This window comes from Brevibacterium sp. CBA3109 (genome assembly GCF_040256645.1).
Taxonomy (GTDB): Bacteria; Actinomycetota; Actinomycetes; order Actinomycetales; family Brevibacteriaceae; genus Brevibacterium; species Brevibacterium koreense.
Window position 1 is genome coordinate 1,984,557 of record NZ_CP158281.1, and the last position, 19,616, is coordinate 2,004,172.

A 19,616-nucleotide genomic window follows, 5' to 3' on the forward strand; every position below is an offset into this window, starting at 1 on the left:
CTATTCGCACTGTGGTGCTTGTCTGCGCTGTGCGTTGTGCGCTCGTGTCGGTGCATCTAGCCCTGGTCGAGGACAGCGGAGACGTATTTCGCCACGGCTCGCACAGCTGTGATCGTCGTCGGATAGTCCATCCGGGTCGGCCCGAGCACAGCCAATCGCGCGGAGGACCCCGCGTCATGACCATATTCGGCGGCTACGAGGGATGTCGAGCTGAACGACTCGTGAGTATTCTCACGACCGATCCGAACGCTGATCTCCTCGTGATCCTCAGCCATCGACGTCAGCAGCTTGAGCAGTACGACCTGCTCTTCGAATGCTTCGAGGATCGATGCCATCTTCTCACCGAACTCCCTGCCGGAGCGAGCCAGGTTTGCTGTGCCGGCCATGATGATGCGCTCTTCACGCGTGGCCACGACGAGATCTGTGACGGCGGAGCGGACCTGCGCCAGCGCTGCAGCGACGTCCGTCCCGCCCGGGCTGGCCCCCACGACGGGTTCTGTCTGAGTGCCGTCCACGCCCTGAGCCGGAGCACTGGGCATGGTTGTACTCAACACCGACGACAGTTTCTGGCCGGAGAATTCGGCATTGGTCTCATCGCGGATTCCGCGCAGCGCCTCGTCATCGACGATCCCCGGCGTGACTACAATCTTCTGTTCGACCTGCCCTGCATCGGTGATGAGGACGACGAGGATGCGGTTGGGGCCCAGCCCCACGACCTCGATGTGCTTGATCGTGGCACGCGAGACGGTCGGGTACTGGATCAGCGCCACCTGGTGGGTCAGGCCAGAGAGTACACGCACCGTGCGGTCGAGCATGTCATCGAGGTCACCGTTGCCATCGATGAGCTGGAAGATCGCACGCCGCTCAGCGTGTGTGAGCGGTTTGAAGTCATCGATGCGATCAACGAACATCCGGTAGCCGAGGTCAGTCGGAATACGACCGGCCGAGGTATGGGGCTGCGCAATGTAGCCCTCCTGCTCAAGGTGGGCCATGTCATTGCGAATCGTGGCCGGAGAGACGCCGAGGGTGTGGCGCGAAACGATGGCCTTCGACCCGACCGGTTCATTGGTGGCGACGAAGTCTTCGACGATCGCACGCAGAACCTGTGCTCGCCTGCTGTCGTTCATTCGTCTCCTCCCTGCCTTCGGCACCTCATTTGGCACTCATCTGCTGTGAGTGCCAATTCTACGCTTCTTGGATTCCGAATTCACTTTCGGCCCTGCCCCAGCGGGTCACCGCCCATCGGACCGAGTCCTTGATTAGGGTAGTTGACCGTGAATACCTTTGATCGCTACGGGCCCGATGTACTGGCAGGCTCCTCACCCTCCTCGCACCGGCCCACGAAGTCCACACCTGTTGAGCTGGGGCTGGGAATGGTTCTCGAGGACGCGATGAGCGGGTATGTCGGCGCCGTCGTCGGCGCCGAAAAGACAACCGCCGGAGTCGTCGTCAATCTTGAGGACCGGGCCGGAAAAGTCCGAGCATTCCCCCTGGGCCCTGGCTTCCTGCTTGAGGGCAAACCCGTCGACATCACGCTGCCGGCCAAGAAGAAATCGGCTCCCAGTCGCACAGCTTCGGGCTCACGCGCAGTCGGCAATGCCCGGGCCCGAGTGGCCCGCGGATCCCGCATCTGGGTTGAAGGCAAACATGATGCCGAATTGGTTGAGAAGATCTGGGGCGACGATCTGCGCATTGAGGGCGTCGTCGTCGAACCGCTGGGTGGCTTGGACGATGTCGCCGACAAGCTCGCGGCGTTCGGTCCGGACAAGGACCACCGCGTCGGTGTCCTCGCCGACCACCTCGTGTCCGGCACCAAAGAGTCTAAGATCGCCGAGGCGGTGCGTGGTGATCCGCGCTATCGAGACGTCGTCCACATCATCGGTCACCCCTACGTCGACATCTGGCAGGCCGTCAAGCCTCATGCCGTAGGCATCAGGGAATGGCCGGTCGTCCCCCGTGGCGAAGATTGGAAGACTGGAATCCTGGCTCGCATCGGTTGGCCGCACGCCGACCACAGGGACGTGGCGCGAGGGTGGGTGCGCATTCTGGGCAAGGTCAGCACCATCGCCGACGTCGAACCCACGCTCTCGGGGCGAGTCGAAGAGCTCATTGACTTCGTCACCGTCGGCTGAGACCTCGGCTGATTGTGACCTCGACCAATTGTGACCTCGGCCGATTGTGATCGATCTGGTACAGGATTCGGGCTTTCCTCACTTCGGGGCCGCGGCATTTCCGATAGTGTGATTGGCCAGAAGCTCTGAAAGGACCCGCATGTCATACAACCCCCAGCAGCCGAACAACGGCTCTGACCAGTCGCGTCCCATGCCGCCCAACTATTCTCAGGCCTCTGGACCCCAACAGCCTTACAGCCAGCAGAACCATAGCTACGGTTCACAGCAGCCAAACCCTGCTCAGCAGAACTACGGTTCACAGCAGCAGGGCTATGCCTCGCAACAGCAACAGGCTGATTACGGTTCGCAGCAGGCCTACAGCGGCCAGCAGCAGTATGCCCAGCAGCCCTACGGTCAGCAGCCCTATAGCTACGGTCCAGCGCAGCCAGTCGGCAATCCGGCCATGTTCAACTCGCAGATGCTGCCCGAGAACGCCTACGGTCCCGGTTCCGAGATGTTCTGGCAGGCCAGTGAGAGCGAGAGGACCACGGTGCTATGGACTCACATCGGTTCAATATTCGTCGGGTTCCTTCCCCTCATCATGTTCCTCGTGAAGAAGGACGAATCGCCTTACGTGCGCGAACATTCGCGGCAGGGCCTCAACGCCATGATCACCAATGCCATCGCCACCTTCGCGGCTGTCATTGTGTTCATGGTCATCGCCCTCATCCTCGCGCTAGTCACCTTTGGCCTCGGCTTCTTCGTCTATTTCTTGGCGTTCCTCGTCCCACTTCTCTACACGGTGCTCTACATCATCGCCGCTGTGGCCGGGAGCAAGGGAGAGGGTTATCAGTTCCCGCTCGTGTTCAACTTCGTGAAGTGATCAGACCCGTCACCTGACCTGACCGTCTTACCGGTGCGGAGAAGCCGCTGTCATCACATCAGATGACAGCGGCTTCTCCGCACTCGTTTCAGTTGACCTTGTCTCGGTTCAGTCCACGTAGTCCGTGAGGATGCGGACCATGTAGTCAGCCATCAGCCGGCCCTGCAGCGTGGGCGCGAAGCGGCCTTCGTCCACGGCGTCACCATCGAGAAGTCCCTGCTTGACGAATCCTTCGATCGCACTGTCGCTGCCTGGACTCAGTGAGTCCAGAGGCAGTTCCGAATCGATTCGAGCTGCGAGCATGACCCTCTCGATCTCCTGGGTTGATTCCTCCAGCACCTCACGTCCGATGGCAGGTGACTCACCTGCCAGCAGCCGGTCGGACCAGGCACGGGGATGTTTGGCGTTCCAGAACCGCACTCCACCGATGTGCGAATGGGCTCCGGGGCCGAAGCCCCACCAATCGGCATTGCGCCAGTAGGCCATGTTGTGGTCGCAACGGGTCTCTGCTGAGGTTGACCAGTTGCTGACCTCGTACCAGTGCAGCCCGGCGGCCTCCATGGCGGCATCTGCGATCTCGTACTTGTCGGCCAGGTCGTCTTCGTCTGGCATCGGCAGTTCGCCACGGCGAACCATTGCCCCCATCTTCGTGCCGGGCTCAACGATGAGCGAATAGGCGGAGATGTGATCGACGTCGTTGCTCAGCGCCACATCCAGCGACCTGCGCCAATCGTCGATGGACTCCCCCGGGGTCCCATAGATGAGGTCAAGGCTGAGTTCCAGGCCGGCCTCTTTGATCCACTTCGCCACATCCGGAATCTTCTCCGGGTCGTGTGTGCGATCCAGGGTCGCGAGCACATGAGGCACAGCTGACTGCATACCCAAAGAGATCCGGGTGAACCCGGCGCCTGCCAAGGTCGCAATATAGGTCGGATCCAATGTGTCGGGGTTCGCTTCGGTCGTGACTTCGACGTCCGGAGCCAAATGGAAGCGGGCACGGATGTCATCCATCACCCCGGCCAGCACCTCGGCGGCCAACATCGTCGGGGTGCCCCCGCCGAAGAAGATCGTCGTCACTCTGCGGTCGGCGCCACCCGTCTCGGCGAGGACACGAGTCGACAGATCAAGCTCGCGGGCAAGATTGCTGCGGTAGTCGTCGCGGGAGGCTCCGGGCCCCAGATCCTCTGCGGTATAGGTGTTGAAGTCGCAGTAGCCGCAGCGGACCCGACAGTACGGGACGTGAACGTACAGGCTCAGCCCGCGAGCGGCCGCGCCGATCCCGGCCGAGGCCGGCAGCGAACCGTCACGCGGTGGAGTCTCACCAGTCGGTTGTGCGGGCACTTACTTCTTGGATTCCTTCTTGGGCTCCGGATCATCAGAGGACAGCGCAGCGATGAAGGCCTCCTGTGGGACCTCGACGTTGCCGACGACCTTCATCCGTTTCTTGCCTTCCTTCTGTTTCTCCAGCAGCTTGCGCTTACGGCTGATGTCGCCGCCATAGCACTTGCTCAGCACATCCTTGCGAATGGCGCGGATGGTCTCACGAGCGATGATACGCGAACCGATGGCGGCCTGGATCGGCACCTCGAACTGCTGGCGCGGGATCAGCTTGCGCAGTTTGCCAGCCATGGCCACACCGTAGGAGTAGGAGTTGTCGCGATGGACGATCGCAGAGAAGGCGTCGACCTGGTCACCGTGGAGCAGGATGTCGACCTTGACCAGATCCGCTGCGTCTTCACCGTCATCGGAGTAGTCGAGTGTGGCGTAGCCCTTGGTCTTGGACTTCAGCTGGTCGAAGAAGTCGAACACGATCTCGGCCAGGGGTAGTCGGTAGCGGATCTCTACCCGGTCCGAGGACAGGTAGTCCATGCCCAGAAGGTTGCCGCGACGTGTCTGGCACAGTTCCATCACCGCGCCGATGTAATCACTCGGGGTGAGAATGGTGGCGCGAACCATCGGTTCGCGGACCTCTTTGATCTTGCCCGTCGGATACTCGCTCGGGTTCGTGACCTCCATCTCCGTCCCGTCTTCCATCGTGACGTCATAGATCACGCTGGGTGCGGTGGAGATGAGGTCAAGGTCGTATTCGCGTTCGAGGCGGTCCCGCAGGACCTCCAGGTGGAGGAGCCCCAGGAAGCCGCAGCGGAAGCCGAAGCCCAGTGCCGTCGAGGTCTCCGGCTCGTAGGCCAGCGATGCGTCGTTGAGCTTGAGCTTGTCGAGCGCATCGCGCAGCACCGGGTAGTCCGATCCATCGATCGGGAAGAGCCCGGAATACACCATGGGCTTGGGTTCCTTGTAGCCTTCGAGTGCCTGCGTGGCCGGTGCAGAGTTCAGAGTGACCGTGTCGCCGACCTTGGACAGGCGGACGTCTTTGACGCCGGTGATGAGGTATCCGACCTCGCCGACGCCCAGTCCCTTCGTGGCGTTCGGCTCCGGTGAGGAGACTCCGATCTCGAGGAGTTCGTGAGTGCTGCCTGTCGACATCATCGTCAGCTTCTCGCGAGGATGCAGTGCACCGTCGACGAGGCGGACATACGTCACGACGCCCCTGTACGTGTCGTAGACGGAGTCGAAGATCATGGCTCGTGCCGGCGCCTCGGCGTCGCCGACTGGAGCAGGAATGTCGGAGATGATGCGATCAAGGACCGCGTCGACGCCCTCGCCGGTCTTCCCCGACACCAGCAGGCAGTCTTCTGGTTCACAGCCGATGAGGTTGGCCAGCTCCTCCGCGTACTTCTCAGGCTGTGCAGCGGGGAGGTCGATCTTGTTGAGCACGGGAATGATCGCGAGGTCGTTCTCCATGGCCATGTAGAGGTTGGCCAGAGTCTGGGCTTCGATGCCCTGTGCGGCGTCGACGAGAAGCAGAGCGCCCTCGCACGCGGCAAGCGACCGGGAGACCTCATAGCTGAAGTCGACGTGGCCTGGAGTGTCGATCATGTTGAGTGCATAGGGAGCACCCTCGTTCTCCCAGGCCATGCGCACTGCCTGGGATTTGATCGTAATTCCGCGTTCGCGTTCGATGTCCATCCGGTCGAGGTACTGAGCTCGCATATCGCGCGGCTGTACCGCCCCGGTAACCTGAAGCATCCGGTCGGCCAGGGTCGATTTGCCATGGTCGATATGTGCGATGATGCAGAAATTGCGGATCAACTCGGGTGATGTAGCGGACGGCGAAATCCGTTCGAGTGCTTGCGGCTTCACCTGAGGTGACATGAACGCCCTTCCTTCGACAGACCAGAACTTCCATTGTTCCATGGGTGACGCACCAGACTGGAATCCTCCGCACCTCGGTGCATGCTGGCAGCGCTTCCGCGAACCGACTCGAACTCACTGAGAATCCGGGTGCCGATCCGCCACTCTGGGCGCTGATCGGCGAAGATTGTGCCATGAGCGATTTCTCGATCATGAGCTTCAACCTCAGATATCCCGCGATGGACGGGCATCCCGTGGCCAAGCGTCTGCCCATCGCCGCCGAACTCATCACGGAGGCTCATCCTCATATCATCGGCACGCAGGAGGGTGAGCTCGATCAGCTCGAGACGCTCATCAGCCTGCTTCCCGATGAGTACATCTGGTTGGGTGAAGGGCATTCGGGCGGGAATTCGGGTGAGTTCACTGCCGTCATCTACGACTCGTCGCGCTTCGATGTCGACGCCGTCGACATCAGCTGGCTGTCCGAACAGCCGGAGACGGTCGCCTCCGAGTCCTGGGGTGTCTCCCACGCCCGGACCCTGACGGTCGTCGACTTTCAAGATCGTGTCACAGGGCAGTCGTTGCGCCTGCTCAACACTCACCTCGATCACAAGTCTGAGGAGGCTCGTCTGGAGTCAGGGAAGATCATGGCCGGTCATCTCGCCGAGGTGACCGGCCCATCTGTGGTCACTGGAGACTTCAACGTGGCCGCCGGCTCGCCCGTCTACGACTATTTCTGTACAGAACTGGGGCTCACCGACACGGGGGCAATCGTCCCGAGCGAGAACATCGGCACCTTCCACCGCTACAAGGGACCAACGGATGGGGGTGGCCGCATCGACTGGATCCTCACGTCACCGGGCCTGCGGACTGTGTCCACACGGATCAACACCTTCTCCGCTGACGGTTCGTACCCGTCCGACCATTTTCCGGTCGAAGCGGTTCTGAGCTACGTCGATTAAGGTTGGCGCACATGAGTTGGAAATCACTGGTCAATCGCGTCGTCAAGATCGGCGTCAACGAAGGCTTCAAATTCCTCAGGGAATCACAGGCGAAGAAGAAGGCGGGTTCGCAGGGGTCGGACCCGCGCCCGAGCGGCCCACAGCGGGGTGGTGCACGATCCCCCGGCTCCACCTCGGCGCAGGACGGCGACTATCCGGGTGACTACCGTGCAGCGGTCAATGTCTCCTATGCACCCGACCTCGACGGCGATGCCGATCCGGGTGAGGTTGTCTGGGGATGGGTTCCCTTCGAAGAGGATCATTCCCAGGGCAAGGACCGTCCCTCCTTGGTCATCGGCAAGGACGGACGTTGGATTCTGGCACTCATGCTCACCAGCAAGGATCACATCCCGGGTGGAATCGGAGAGGTCCGCGAAGACCGCCATGCCCGGTGGATGAACATCGGCAGTGGCGATTGGGATTCTCAGGGCAGGCCCTCTGAGATCCGCCTCGACCGCGTGATCCGCCTCGATCCGAAGTCCATCCGCCGCGAAGGTTCCATCATGCCCCGCGACATCTTCGAACAGGTCGCAGAGAACGTCGACCCACGCTGAGCCTGAGCCGACGCTGAGCCTGAGCCGAAGCTGACCCCGGGTCGAGCCGAGACCAGGGCACCGACAATTTCTGCCTGAGGGGATCAGCCTGTATCGTTGATCAGGTATCTTCATCAAAGGCGTGTGTCTCGCCGTGGTCGGGTGAAGATGCCATCAGATTCGATGTCATCGATGTGTTTCCCCGCGGAGATGAATATGTCGGTCAGATGTGCCCTCACGACCATGTTCCACTAACACGAAAGAGTGTTGAAATTGGCTAATATCAAGTCACAGATCAAGCGGATTGAAACCAACGAGAAGGCTCGCCAGCGCAACAAGGCTGTGCGGTCCGAGGTTCGGTCACACGTCCGCGTCGTCCGCGAGAACATTGCTGCCGGCAACAAGGACGAAGCACAGCAGGCATATGCTGTTGCCGCCCGTAAGCTCGACAAGGCTGTTTCGAAGGGTGTTCTGCACAAGAACAACGCTGCGAACCGCAAGTCGAGAATGGCCACGCAGATCAACGCTCTCTGAGTCGATCACTGAGGCTATAGCTTCGAGGGGCCCGATCCGTTTGGATCGGGCCCCTCAACTATTCACCGCTCAGCGGCTCATCATGCTGCTGATCGCTCGGTGTGCCGGCCATCGCATGCTCCACTCAGCGTTGCCGAGCCAGCCGGCAGACTTCGGAGACGAACCATTCGACCGCATAAACCGGATCACGGCCTCCGCCCTTGACCGCCTCATCGGCTTCTGCCGCCGCGATCAATGACTGCCCCAGGGCCACTTCGTTCCACCGGCGCACCTCGCGCCGGGCACGGTCGACCTGCCAAGGGGCCATCTTCAGTTCTGACGCGAGTTCACCACTCGATCCCGAGGAACCCTGGACCTTGGCCATCCCCCGCAATTTCATCGCAACGGCCGCCACCAGGGGCACAGGGTCGGAACCGGTCGACAGTGCGTGACGCAGGAGGCTCAGCGCGCTCTTCGCATCGCCCCCGACTGCTGCATCGGCGACCTTGAAGCCAGTGGCCTCCACCCGACCGCCGTAGTACTGGTCGACGATCGCAGCGGTGATGGTTCCCTCTGTGTCCTCGACGAGCTGGTCGACACCGGCGTTGAGTTCGGACAGATCAGCCCCGAGCGCAGACATCAGTGCCGCCATCCCGGATTCGTCGATCTGCCTCTTCGCTGCCTTGAACCGGCCTTGGGCGAATTTGGCTCGGTCGCGCTCGTTCTTCAGCGCCGCCGCATCGACCCGCGGGAACCCGTTGGCTTCGATCTTCTTGACCAGTTTCGCGCCCCGATTCCCTCCGCCGTGAAGGAGCACCACGACGGCATCGTCATTGGGGTCATCGAGGTAGGTGAGCGCATCTGCGAGGAATGCCTCCGAGCACTTCTCAACACTGTCGACGACGATGAGCTTCGAGGAGGAGAACAGGGACGGCGAGGCTGCCATGAGCAGCTCTCCGCCTTGGTACCCGGCGGCGTCGAACTCGATCTCCTCCGGATCGGACTTCCGTGCGGCAGTGACGATCCGATCCTTGGCCATGCGGATGAGCACCGGCTCGTTTCCGGATATCATCACTACGGGCGCGGGCTTCGCGGAACTCCACGGGATCAGGGTCTTCTTCACTGCCATGGCCCAAGCCTATCGTCAGCCGCGGACACGATGCGCGGCAGTCAACCGACATGACCATCACAGCTGCGTCCTGTGCTGTACTGTGCGTTCGCATAGACGGCGATGGTGCCGCAGAGGTCGGTGCTCAGGACCGGGACGGGACCGAAGGCTCGTTGGGCCCGGGGCGTGGGATGACCGTAGCTGTTCTCCCCCACGGAGATCACTCCGAGGCGAGCGCCTGCGGCTGTGAAGAAGCCCTCCGACAGGTCGGAGGAGCCGTGGTGGGGAGCGATGAGCACATCGACGGGGTCAAGATTCTGGGCCACGATGTACTGCTCATCCGCACCGATGTCGCCGGGGACCAGGTAGCTCAGTCCGTTCTGTTGAACCCTGAGGACCAGAGAGTCCTCGTTGCGGACTTCGGTCCCCTCCATCTCCTTCGCAGGCGGCCAGAGCACCTCAATCCGGGCCCCACCGGCGTCGAATGTGCGTCCACGTGCTGTGGGGACCACCTCGGCGCCGGTGTCCTCGACAATGCCGCGCACCTCGTCTCCCCCACTGACGTTGGCGGACACCCACAGTTGGTGCAGGGTCCGAGACCATGTGGTTCCGGCATACCCGGCGCTGTGATCGGCGTCGAAATGGGAGATGACGAGGTCGAATTCCTCAATCCCGCCGTCGTCAAGGCACACGTCGACGGGCTTCGGGTCCTTCCCTGTGTCGACGACGAGCCCACGACCCTCGCCGAGGTTGATCAGCGTTGCCGAGCCCTGCCCCACATCGCAGATCATCACCAACCAGTCATGCGCCGGTGGCTTCGTCCGGCCGACGACGATGATCAGTGCGCTCAGACAGATGCAGAGGACGACTGCTGGAACTCCCCACAGCTGTCTGCGGACTATCAGCCAGGTGCCTGCGGCCAGCACGACGAGGAGCCCGAGCGCGACCAGTGTCCCCCAGGGTGGTTCCGGCCAGTCGAGGGCGGCTCCGGGTAGTCCCGCACAGACCCTGGCCACGGCGACGATCCACCATGCGCACAGCGAACCGAGCCATGCGGGGAGCTGAGCACACCACAGCAGTCCGGGGACACCGACGAGCCCGAGGCCACCGCAGACCAGCGACAGGAACCCGAGAACCGTGGCCGGCAGAACTGCGGGTGCGGCCAGGGCATTGGCCGCCACCGACCACAGCCCGATCCGGGGGTCGATCGCCACGAGCACTGGTGTGCACGCCAGCTGGGCGACCAGGGGCACGAGGAGGGCACTGATGACAATGGCGGGGACCAGCGACAGCCGCGTGCTCAGAAGCCGCAGAATGATCGGAACGATGAACATGATTGCGGCAGTTGAGACGACGGAGAGAACGAATCCCACCGAGGTCGCCAGTACGGGTACCACACTGAGCAGGATGCACACGGTCGAGCTCATCACCGCCACCGGTGAGATCCCTCCCCCGCGCAGGAAGACGAGGGCAACCGCGATGGCCATTCCCGCCGCGCGGATGGCGCTGGGTTCGAATCCGACCACGAACACATACCCCACGCAGGTGAGCACCCCGACGGAGACGCGGATTCTGGGACCGGCCCGACACAGCCCTGCAAGCAGTCCGGCGCCGAGGCTGACGATCGTGACATTGCTGCCTGAAACGGCAGAAATGTGAGTCAGGGACACCGCGCGCATGTCGTCTTCCATCCGTGCATCCTGAGGCTCGGTGTCGCCGACTACGAGCCCTGGCAACAGTGCACCGCCGCTGTGTCCTGAGGCCAGGGAATCATGCCGCAGCTGCATGCGCAGGTCCCCGCGCCACTGCCACAGGGTGTTCGGTTCGAGGAGGATCCTCGCATCGCTGCTGCTGATGCGGATGTCCTCGAGATGGTCCGTACGCATAGACACGTGCGAACCTTCGGGTGGGGCGGAGGGACTGAGCACCTCGGTGGCACCGGTTGAGGTCAGCACCGTCAGTCGAGACCACCCCGATGCCCCCGGTTGGCTGTGACCGACCACGATGCCCTCCACTTCGGTGACTTCCCCAGTTCCACTCACGGCACAGAGCATGGTGGTCTGCACCGTGAGCAGGCAAGCGAACACGATGAGGAACACCCCGAGGTGATGGTGTCTGCGCAGGCAGAGGAAGCCGAGGCCGACAAGCATTGGGGCGCCAAGCAGCGACCATAATCCGGGTGCCAGCAGCGCGGTGATCCACAGGCCCAGCGCACATATGGACAGGCGGACAGATCCGGGCCAGACCTTCGCAGCCGAGGCCACCCAGCCGACTCCGACCCTCCACCGATCTCTCACGCACTGAGTCGTCGACCGAGAGGCTCTGCCTCGCTGGGCCCTACCCGACCCAGACACGGTCTTTGAGGCTCTCGAATGTCTTGGGTCCGATGCCCTGGACAAGCAGCAGATCCTCGACGCTTGTGTAGGGCTGCTCATTCCGGTGGGCGATGATCGCCTCCGCGGTCACCGGTCCGACTCCCGGCAGTGTCTCCAGGGTCGTGAGGTCAGCGGTGTTGAGATCCACCTTTGCGCTCGGGTTCGGGTCTGGCCCCTCACCGCCGGATGCGCCCGCTGCGCTGTCTCCCGCGCCGCCGGGCCCTGCTCCCCCTGCTGCGTTCGATGCGGGGTTGTCGGAATCAGCCCGACCGGGTTCTGGTTCCTCACCGCGAGCGGGGATGTGGATCTGCTCACCGTCTTGGAGGACGCGGGCGAGGTTGATCGCCTCCGCATCAGCGTGTTCCTTCAGTCCGCCGGCTGCCTCCACTGCGTCCTGAACCCGGGCACCGGCGGTCAGACTCACAACGGAGGGTCTGTGCACCGCTCCGGTGACATGGACGACGACCCGGCCTGGTTCGGCACTCTGGGTCGCAGACGTGGCCTCGGCCTCTGCATCTTGGCCCTGTCCCGGCGCCGCTCCTGTCCGCGTCGCAGTCGTGCCTGCCCCTCCTTCGGCAGAACCCACCTGTTCTTCGGTGGCGGCGTGCTGCGGGGCTGGCCGGAAGAGGAGGAAGGCGATGACGAGCACAGCAATGGTTGCGACCGCCATTGCCACGAGGATGGGCAGGCGCACTCGGCGCGGCTCAACCGGTTCTGCCTCGCCTTCGCTGTCGCTTCCGAAGACGTCTCCCGGGACCCATCCGCCGCGTTCGGCGCTGGAATTGATGAGGCCTGCGAAGCGATCATCGGGAGAGACAGCCATGTCGACAAGCTATGACCGATTGCACCGACCACACCAGAGCCGAAATATCGCCTGTGGAAACCGTGCGAGCGTCCACAGGTCGAACGCACATGAGTCGCCCGCTCGTCCACAGTTCGACGCCCACAAGTGATACCGGACGCACGGATTCGACGGTCGACGCGGGTCAGCGGCGAGCAGTTCAGATCAACGAGGTTCGACGCGGCGGAGGTCGAGGGTGGAGCTCAGGGCCTGGTCTGGACCGTGATTCCGATCGTGCCGGATCCGACGTGGGCGGTGATGATGGCCGACAAGGTTCGAAACGTCGTCGGCAGACCGGCGGCTTCGATCTTCTCGCGCAGCGAGACCACATCGGGATGGTCGGGCTCACCGTCCGCGTGCTGGATCTCCACGTACACATCCTGCTCATCGGCGGCGATCTCTGCCGCGGCCTCACCAGCCAGCGCAACCATGCGCTCAAGCGCCTTCGCTCGGGTCCTGACCCTGGCGACGGGAGCCACGACACCAGCGCTGAGTCCGAGCACCGGGACGATCTGCAGGGCCCGGCCCAGCAACGAGGACGCGGCACCGATGCGACCGCCTCGGCGCAGATGTTCCAAGGTCTCCGGTGCGAATGCGGTTCGGGTCTCGCCAGCGCACCAGTCGGCGACAGTTCCGGCGATCGATGCCACGTCGTGTCCGTGGCCGATCCCGGCGGCCGCGATCGATAGAGCACCTGCGAGTCCGGCCGAGGTGGTCCGAGAGTCGACGACGTTGATCAGCGACTCCTCGCTCTGAGCTGCAGCGACGGCCGAGTCCCGGGTCCCGGAGAGCTCACCCGACATGGTCACAGCGATGATCGCCTCAGCACCATGATCAAGAAGCGTCGAATAGGCATTCGAGAACTGGGCTGGTGTCGCCATAGAAGTCGACACCTCAACACCCTCGTCCATCTTCTGGCACAGGTCTCCCGGGTCAAGCTCCCCGTCGGTGAAGGCGACCCCTCCGACGAGGATTGTCAGGGGAACGACGGCGAAGAGGTCACCGGTGATCTCACGCAGCGTCATCTTCTCGGTATCCGACAGCTGTGCCGTCGAATCGGTGACCAGGCCAATCCTCATGGACGGCCCAGAGCCCGATATGTCCAACCAGCCGAACGCCACACCTGCGGTGTCAGAACATTCCTGCCATCGATGAGGACCTTGCCAGCCACCAGCGATGCCGTGGCCACCGGATCAAGATCCCGGTACTCGGGCCACTCCGTCAGCAGCAGCACAGCATCTGCACCCGACAGAGCCTGCGATGCATCAGCCACATAGTCCAGTTCGGGAAAGGCCTTCGCCGCATTGTCGATCGCCTGCGGATCCGTCACCGTCACCACACCGCCCTGTGTCGCGATCAGCCGCGCCACCGCCAGAGCAGGCGAATCCCGAACATCATCACTGTTGGGTTTGAACGCAGCTCCGAGGACCGTGATCTTCTTCCCGATGAACGATCCGTCTAAGGTGTCCCGGGCAATGTCGACCATGCGCACACGCCGACGCATATTGATCGAATCGATCTCCCGCAGGAACGCCACCGCCTGATCGGCACCCAACTCACCAGCACGAGCCATGAACGCACGGATGTCCTTGGGCAGACACCCACCGCCGAAGCCGAGTCCCGCGTTGAGGAACTTCCGTCCGATGCGATCATCCATCCCGATCGCATCCGCCAGCTGGGTCACGTCCGCACCAGAAGCCTCACACAGCTCAGCCATTGCATTGATGAACGAGATCTTCGTGGCCAAGAACGAGTTCGCGGCAGTCTTGACCAGCTCGGCCGTCGCGAAGTCCGTGACCATGCGCGGCGTCTGCTCCGCCAGCATCGGCCCATACACTTCGTCGAGGACCGCCGTGGCCTGTTCACCGGCCTCACCTTCGGCAACGCCGTAGACCAGACGATTCGGGTGCAGTGTGTCCTCGACGGCATGGCCCTCACGCAGGAACTCCGGATTCCACATCAGACTTGCCCCCGTGGGAACCAGAACAGCAGCCAGACGTTCGGCAGTACCGACTGGAACAGTGGACTTACCCACAACCACCGACGACGAAGTCAGATGGGGAACCAGCGAATCCACAGCAGCATCGACGTACGTGACATCGGCTGCGAACTCCCCCGGCTTCTGCGGAGTCCCGACACACACAAAATGGATCGCCGCGTCCGCGACACGCGAGACATCGGTGGTGAACTCGAGACTGCCGAGATTCTGACCCTTCACCAGCAATCCACTCAGCCCCGGCTCGAAGAAGGACGGCCGACCAGAGGTCAGCGCAGCAACCTTGTCTGCATCGACGTCGACACCAACGACCTCGTGTCCCAGTGATGCCATAGCCGCCGCGTGAACAGCGCCCAGGTAACCGCAACCGATGACTGAAATCTTCAACCCGTGTTCTCCCTGCTTCGTCCCGGCATTTCAGCCACACTATATGCCACTAGGTTCCACGATATCTGCAGGTTGAAACAGTACCCTTGGAAATGTGAAGCGTTTCTTGGATTTCCTGACCAACTCACCGGCGGCGGTGACATTCGCGGTGCTCAGCGTGCTGGGCATCGTGATCTTCGCTGTGCCCGGACTGCATCCGTTCGCCTGGATCACCGGCCTGATTCTGTGCCTGGGAGTCATCGTCGCCTTGCTCATGTTCCATGGTGAGTGGCGGCGGGCGCAGATACAGATCGATTCCCTGCGCCAGTTGCTGAGCACTGAGCGCGGGCGTCTCGACACGTTGGGGCTGACCCCCGTCGACGAAGAGGTCACCGCGTTGCCCGACGAAGAGCGAGCACGGCGGATCCTGGGCCTGCTCCCGGATTCTGCCGGCCTGGTGCAGTCGCTGCGTCTTGATGCGACCTACGGGACGCTCGACGTCGACGAGCTCGAGCCGCTGCACACCTTCAGGAAGGAATTCTCGAAGTCCAGCTTCGACAACCCACGTTCCCACACCGCGTTCATGAATCTCTACCGCGCGGCCGAGGCTCTGTCGATCTGGGTGAACGAAGAGACACGGCAGCTCGCGGACGATAAGACGAAGCGAGAGATCCGTCCCGGAGACTCCCGCAAGGGCGGCTGGAGAGAGTACACGGAGGCACGCAGCCGCGGCGAGAGCCTGGGCGCCAGGTTCGTCTCCGCCCGGTGGGAATTCAACCAGACAGCGTTGGAACTCGGACTCGTCGCCTGAACGAAGTCAGTGCCGGATCCACCACGAATCGGTCGGGGTCACCGGGGTCCGACGTTTGTGTTCGGAGGCACGGTACTTCTCGACGAGTACTGCAGCGGCAGCCTCATCGATGTCTTTGCCCTCGAGGAAGTCGTCGATCTGGTCGTAGCTGAGGCCCAGTGACGACTCATCGGTCTGGCCCGGATCATCATCGAGCAGATCCGCTGTCGGAACCTTTCGCACCAGATGATCGGGGGCGCCGAGGTGGTCCAGCAGTGCTCGACCCTGCCGCTTGTTCAGTCCGGCCAACGGCACCACATCGGCGGCACCGTCACCGAACTTGGTGAAGAAACCAGTCACGGCCTCAGCGGCATGATCGGTACCCGCGACGAGGAGCCGCTTCTCCCCCGCCAGCTCGAATTGAGCGACCATTCGCATCCGTGCCTTGACGTTTCCCTTGCCGAAGTCGGTGATGGCGTCTCCGGTGGCGTTCTCATATTCAGCCGCCGCCGCGTCGGTGACCGAACCGATGTTGATGACGATTTCGTGGTCGGCTCGGATGAATTCCATCGCAGCCTGAGCATCACTCTCATCGGTCTGAATGTGATGCGGCAGGCGGACCGCCCAGAATTCGGCGCCAGCGCCCCGCCTGCGCAGCTCTTCGACCGCCAACTGACACAGTCGTCCGGCCAGAGTTGAATCCTGCCCACCGCTGATCCCCAAGGCCAGGCCTTTGACGCCGGTGGTCAGGATGTAGTCGGCAAGGAACTCGACGCGACGAGCGACTTCCGTTCCCGGATCTATTGTCGGTCTCACGCCCAAGGTGAGCCGGATCTCATCCCGTGTGGCTTCGATTGACATATGTACTCAACCCTTCCGGGCAGACGCCGTGTCTCAGGCGTCGGGGACGATATTGACCAGTTTGGGCGCCCGCACGATGACCTTGCGCACTCCAGCCCCGTCGAGCGCTTTGAGCGCATTCGGCGATTCCAGTGCCAGCTTCTCCAGATCCTCTGCCGAGATGTCTGGATCGACTTCGAGACGCGCTCGCACCTTGCCCTTGACCTGGACGACGCAGGTGACCTGGTCGGCGACCAGATGCTGCGGATCGACAGCGGGGAAGGACGCATAGGTCAGCGTCGATGTGTGGCCCAGCTTTGACCACAGCTCCTCGGCCAGGTGCGGTGCGAAGGGCGAGAGCATGATGGCCAGCGGTTCAAGCACATCGGCCGTGGCTCCGCCGTGCTTCGTCGCGTGGTTCGTGAGCACGATCAGCTTCGAGATCGCGGTGTTGAATCGCAGGTGGTCCATGTCGTCACGAACACCATCGATGACCTGGTGGAGAACCTTGAGCGTCTCAGGGTCTGCCGCACCGTCCCTGATCACGGACTCACCGGTGGTTTCGTCCACGAAGAGGCGCCACACGCGCTGCAGGAACCGCTGCGCACCGACGACAGCACGCGTCTCCCAGGGACGAGCCTGTTCGATCGGTCCCATCGACATCTCATAGACACGGAACGTGTCAGCACCGTAGGCGTCATACATTTCATCGGGCATGACGGAGTTCTTCAGCGACTTGCCGATCTTGCCGTACTCACGGTTGACCTGCGCACCGTCGTGCCAGAAGGTCGAATCGCCGTTGTCATCGGTCTTCTCCTCCACCTCGGCGGCGGGAACGTAGACCCCGCGCGAGTCGGTGTAGGCGTAGGCCTGGATGTAGCCCTGATTGACCAGACGATGGAATGGCTCAGACGATGACACGTGGCCAAGATCGAACAGGATCTTGTGCCAGAACCGGGCGTAGAGCAGGTGCAGAACCGAGTGCTCGGCACCGCCGACATAGAGATCGGCGCCGCCTCGAGGTTTGGATTCGCGCGGGCCCATCCAGTACTTCTCGTTGACCGGGTCCACGAGACGTTCACTGTTGTGCGGATCGGCGTAGCGCAGCTGATACCAGGACGATCCTGCCCAGTTGGGCATCGTGTTCGTCTCGCGGTAGTACTTCTGCGGACCGTCGCCCAGGTCGAGTTCGACCTCGACCCAGTCGCGATTGCGCCCCAGGGCCGGTTCCGGATGGCTGTCGGCGTCGTCGGCGGCAAACGTCCGAGGAGCGAAGTCATCGACCTCGGGCAGCGCGACCGGCAGCATGGAGTCGGGTAAGGCGATGGGCGTTCCGGCCTCGTTGTAGACGATCGGGAAGGGTTCGCCCCAATAGCGCTGGCGTGAGAACAGCCAGTCCCGCAGACGGTACTGGGTCGACTCGGTGGCCAGCCCTTTGTCGGCCAGCCATTCGGTGATCTTTGCCTTCGCCGCTTCGACCTCGAGACCGTTGATATCGATCTCGTCGTTGGCGGAGTTGATCATCACGCCGGTTCCGGTGAAGGGCGTATCCTCATCGTGGTCGGCCGGAGGCGCAACGGTACGCACATAAGGCAGGCCGAAGGACTTCGCGAAGTCCCAGTCGCGGGCGTCCTCGGCCGGAACAGCCATGATCGCACCGGTTCCATAACCCATCAGCACATAGTCGGCGACGAAGACCGGAACCTGCTCACCGGTCGCAGGATTGATCGCATAGGATCCGGTGAAGATCCCAGTCTTGTCCTTGCTCTGCTGACGATCCGCATCGGTCTTCGCAGCTGCATCGCGCTGGTAGGCGGCGATCGCCTCGGCAGGGGTGGGCTGATCACCGCGCCAGGAATCGGGCGTCTGATCGCCCCATTCAGCGGCTGTGAGCTCGGCAACCTGCGGATGCTCTGGGCTGAGCACGAGATAGGTGGCGCCGAAAAGTGTGTCCGGACGGGTCGTGTAGACCTCGACCTGAGCATCTGATGCGGCCACAGGCAGGCGCAGCAGGGCACCCTTGGAGCGGCCGATCCAATTGACCTGCATGCTGCGCACTGCCGAAGGCCAATCCAAATCGTCCAGATCGTCGATGAGGCGATCGGCGTAGGCGGTGATGCGCATGTTCCACTGCCGCAGGCGGCGGGTGTAGACCGGGAAGTTGCCGCGCTCGGACAAACCTTCGGCAGTGACCTCCTCGTTCGCGAGCACGGTGCCCAACCCCGGGCACCAGTTGACCGGGGACTCCGAGACATAGGCCAAACGGTAGTCCTGCAGGATGTTCTCCTGCTCGGCCGGGCTCAGCTCGGACCAGGGACGAGAGTCAGGCGTCTGTCTGGTTCCCTGGGCGAACGCCTCGATCAGTGTGGAGATCGGCCGAGCCGCACCGACAGAGTCCTCTCCCTCGGTGCTTGCCTCTGGGTCGTACCAGGAATTGAAGATCTGCAGGAAGATCCACTGGGTCCACCGGACGAAGTCATCGTCAGTGGTCGCGAAGCTGCGGCGTGCGTCGTGGGCGAGCCCCAGTCGACGCAGCTGGCGTGTCATGTTCTTGATATTCGCATCAGTCGTAATGCGCGGGTGCTGGCCCGTCTGGACTGCATACAGATCTGCTGGCAATCCGAAGGCGTCATAGGACAGTGCGTGCATGACGTTGTGCCCGCGCATCCGCTGATAGCGGCCGTAGACATCCGTGCCCAGATAGCCCAGCGGGTGGCCAACATGCAGGCCCGCCCCAGAGGGGTAAGGGAACATGTCCATGATGTAGAGGGACTCACGCTCGCCGAGTGCCTGTGGCGGACCATAGGCGGACTCCGGATCCTGTCGACCAAGTTCTCCCACAGCCTGGCTCAGATCACCAGTGGGGTTCGGGGCATGGAATGTTCCCGCCTCTTCCCACGTGTGCTGCCACGACTTCTCGATCTTCTCGGCCAGCACCGCGTCATAGCGGAAACTGGTCTCCTCAGGAATCGTCGTCATTACCTTCCTTCACTGACTGGGCGTGAGCGGGTTTCGACCATCGTACTCTGAACATTCCCTGCATCGACTTGGCTAGACTGCCAGATAG

16 protein-coding genes are annotated in these 19,616 nt (G+C 62.6%); 6 read left to right on the forward strand and 10 right to left on the reverse strand.

The window, feature by feature from the left end; translation table 11 throughout:
- Positions 1 to 56 precede the first annotated feature (56 nt).
- Positions 57 to 1,127, reverse strand: a complete 1,071-nt coding sequence (gene hrcA, locus AAFP32_RS09245; protein WP_350268884.1) for a heat-inducible transcriptional repressor HrcA — start codon at positions 1,125 to 1,127, stop codon at positions 57 to 59.
- 141 nt (positions 1,128 to 1,268) lie between these two features.
- Here hrcA and AAFP32_RS09250 point away from each other — a divergent pair, with 141 nt between their 5' ends.
- Positions 1,269 to 2,132, forward strand: coding sequence for a DUF3097 domain-containing protein (locus AAFP32_RS09250; RefSeq protein WP_350268885.1), 864 nt, complete (start codon positions 1,269 to 1,271; stop codon positions 2,130 to 2,132).
- 139 nt (positions 2,133 to 2,271) lie between these two features.
- Entirely contained in the window at positions 2,272 to 2,994 is a 723-nt protein-coding gene (locus AAFP32_RS09255) for a DUF4870 domain-containing protein (protein ID WP_350268886.1), read from the forward strand.
- Between the two features lie 108 nt (positions 2,995 to 3,102).
- Here AAFP32_RS09255 and hemW read toward each other — a convergent pair whose 3' ends face one another.
- Together hemW and lepA are read right to left on the reverse strand one after the other, a co-directional pair.
- On the reverse strand, positions 3,103 to 4,335 hold the full coding sequence (gene hemW, locus AAFP32_RS09260) for a radical SAM family heme chaperone HemW (protein ID WP_350268887.1): 1,233 nt from the start codon (positions 4,333 to 4,335) through the stop codon (positions 3,103 to 3,105).
- Positions 4,336 to 6,207: a translation elongation factor 4 gene (gene lepA, locus AAFP32_RS09265; protein WP_350268888.1), complete on the reverse strand. Its 1,872-nt coding sequence runs from the start codon at positions 6,205 to 6,207 to the stop codon at positions 4,336 to 4,338.
- A gap of 173 nt (positions 6,208 to 6,380) precedes the next feature.
- Between lepA and AAFP32_RS09270 the strand changes: the two genes are divergently transcribed.
- The 3 genes from AAFP32_RS09270 to rpsT all read left to right on the forward strand — a co-directional run bounded on the left by AAFP32_RS09270 (position 6,381) and on the right by rpsT (position 8,254).
- Positions 6,381 to 7,148 carry an endonuclease/exonuclease/phosphatase family protein gene (locus AAFP32_RS09270; RefSeq protein ID WP_350268889.1) on the forward strand — a complete coding sequence of 256 codons (768 nt, stop codon included), beginning with the start codon at positions 6,381 to 6,383 and terminating at the stop codon, positions 7,146 to 7,148.
- Positions 7,149 to 7,159: 11 nt separating this feature from the next.
- Positions 7,160 to 7,741: a type II toxin-antitoxin system PemK/MazF family toxin gene (locus AAFP32_RS09275; RefSeq protein ID WP_350268890.1), complete on the forward strand. Its 582-nt coding sequence runs from the start codon at positions 7,160 to 7,162 to the stop codon at positions 7,739 to 7,741.
- A 252-nt stretch (positions 7,742 to 7,993) separates the two neighbouring features.
- Positions 7,994 to 8,254: a 30S ribosomal protein S20 gene (rpsT, locus tag AAFP32_RS09280; RefSeq protein WP_101618535.1), complete on the forward strand. Its 261-nt coding sequence runs from the start codon at positions 7,994 to 7,996 to the stop codon at positions 8,252 to 8,254.
- Positions 8,255 to 8,378: 124 nt separating this feature from the next.
- Here the strand turns inward: rpsT and holA are convergent, their stop codons facing one another.
- From holA to AAFP32_RS09305, 5 genes are all read right to left on the reverse strand, one after another.
- Positions 8,379 to 9,362, reverse strand: a complete 984-nt coding sequence (gene holA / locus AAFP32_RS09285) for a DNA polymerase III subunit delta (RefSeq protein ID WP_350268891.1) — start codon at positions 9,360 to 9,362, stop codon at positions 8,379 to 8,381.
- 41 nt (positions 9,363 to 9,403) lie between these two features.
- Positions 9,404 to 11,638, reverse strand: coding sequence for a ComEC/Rec2 family competence protein (locus AAFP32_RS09290; protein WP_350268892.1), 2,235 nt, complete (start codon positions 11,636 to 11,638; stop codon positions 9,404 to 9,406).
- Positions 11,639 to 11,678: 40 nt separating this feature from the next.
- A complete protein-coding gene (locus tag AAFP32_RS09295) occupies positions 11,679 to 12,539 on the reverse strand; it encodes a ComEA family DNA-binding protein (protein WP_350268893.1) in 861 nt (286 codons plus the stop codon).
- 221 nt (positions 12,540 to 12,760) lie between these two features.
- Positions 12,761 to 13,636 (reverse strand): DegV family protein, encoded by an 876-nt coding sequence (locus AAFP32_RS09300; protein WP_350268894.1) that lies wholly within the window; start codon positions 13,634 to 13,636, stop codon positions 12,761 to 12,763.
- The gene (locus AAFP32_RS09305; protein ID WP_350268895.1) at positions 13,633 to 14,940 is read right to left on the reverse strand and encodes a UDP-glucose/GDP-mannose dehydrogenase family protein; all 1,308 of its coding nucleotides are present in this window, start codon (positions 14,938 to 14,940) and stop codon (positions 13,633 to 13,635) included. Before AAFP32_RS09305 ends, AAFP32_RS09300 begins: the two co-directional genes overlap by 4 nt.
- A 94-nt stretch (positions 14,941 to 15,034) precedes the next feature.
- Here AAFP32_RS09305 and AAFP32_RS09310 point away from each other — a divergent pair, with 94 nt between their 5' ends.
- A complete protein-coding gene (locus AAFP32_RS09310; protein ID WP_350268896.1) occupies positions 15,035 to 15,730 on the forward strand; it encodes a hypothetical protein in 696 nt (231 codons plus the stop codon).
- 6 nt (positions 15,731 to 15,736) lie between these two features.
- Here AAFP32_RS09310 and nadE read toward each other — a convergent pair whose 3' ends face one another.
- A complete protein-coding gene (nadE, locus tag AAFP32_RS09315; protein ID WP_350268897.1) occupies positions 15,737 to 16,570 on the reverse strand; it encodes an ammonia-dependent NAD(+) synthetase in 834 nt (277 codons plus the stop codon).
- Between the two features lie 33 nt (positions 16,571 to 16,603).
- Positions 16,604 to 19,528, reverse strand: a complete 2,925-nt coding sequence (leuS, locus tag AAFP32_RS09320) for a leucine--tRNA ligase (RefSeq protein ID WP_350268898.1) — start codon at positions 19,526 to 19,528, stop codon at positions 16,604 to 16,606.
- Positions 19,529 to 19,616 lie beyond the last annotated feature (88 nt).

What these genes read in the sequence shown, in the direction of transcription:
- hrcA (WP_350268884.1), bottom strand. Translation starts at nt 1,127, where the DNA reads ATGAACGACAGCAGGCGAGCACAGGTTCTGCGTGCGATCGTCGAAGAC.
- AAFP32_RS09255 (WP_350268886.1), top strand. Translation starts at nt 2,272, where the DNA reads ATGTCATACAACCCCCAGCAGCCGAACAACGGCTCTGACCAGTCGCGT.
- lepA (WP_350268888.1), bottom strand. Translation starts at nt 6,207, where the DNA reads ATGTCACCTCAGGTGAAGCCGCAAGCACTCGAACGGATTTCGCCGTCC.
- AAFP32_RS09270 (WP_350268889.1), top strand. Translation starts at nt 6,381, where the DNA reads ATGAGCGATTTCTCGATCATGAGCTTCAACCTCAGATATCCCGCGATG.
- AAFP32_RS09275 (WP_350268890.1), top strand. Translation starts at nt 7,160, where the DNA reads ATGAGTTGGAAATCACTGGTCAATCGCGTCGTCAAGATCGGCGTCAAC.
- holA (WP_350268891.1), bottom strand. Translation starts at nt 9,362, where the DNA reads ATGGCAGTGAAGAAGACCCTGATCCCGTGGAGTTCCGCGAAGCCCGCG.
- AAFP32_RS09295 (WP_350268893.1), bottom strand. Translation starts at nt 12,539, where the DNA reads ATGGCTGTCTCTCCCGATGATCGCTTCGCAGGCCTCATCAATTCCAGC.
- AAFP32_RS09300 (WP_350268894.1), bottom strand. Translation starts at nt 13,636, where the DNA reads ATGAGGATTGGCCTGGTCACCGATTCGACGGCACAGCTGTCGGATACC.
- nadE (WP_350268897.1), bottom strand. Translation starts at nt 16,570, where the DNA reads ATGTCAATCGAAGCCACACGGGATGAGATCCGGCTCACCTTGGGCGTG.
- leuS (WP_350268898.1), bottom strand. Translation starts at nt 19,528, where the DNA reads ATGACGACGATTCCTGAGGAGACCAGTTTCCGCTATGACGCGGTGCTG.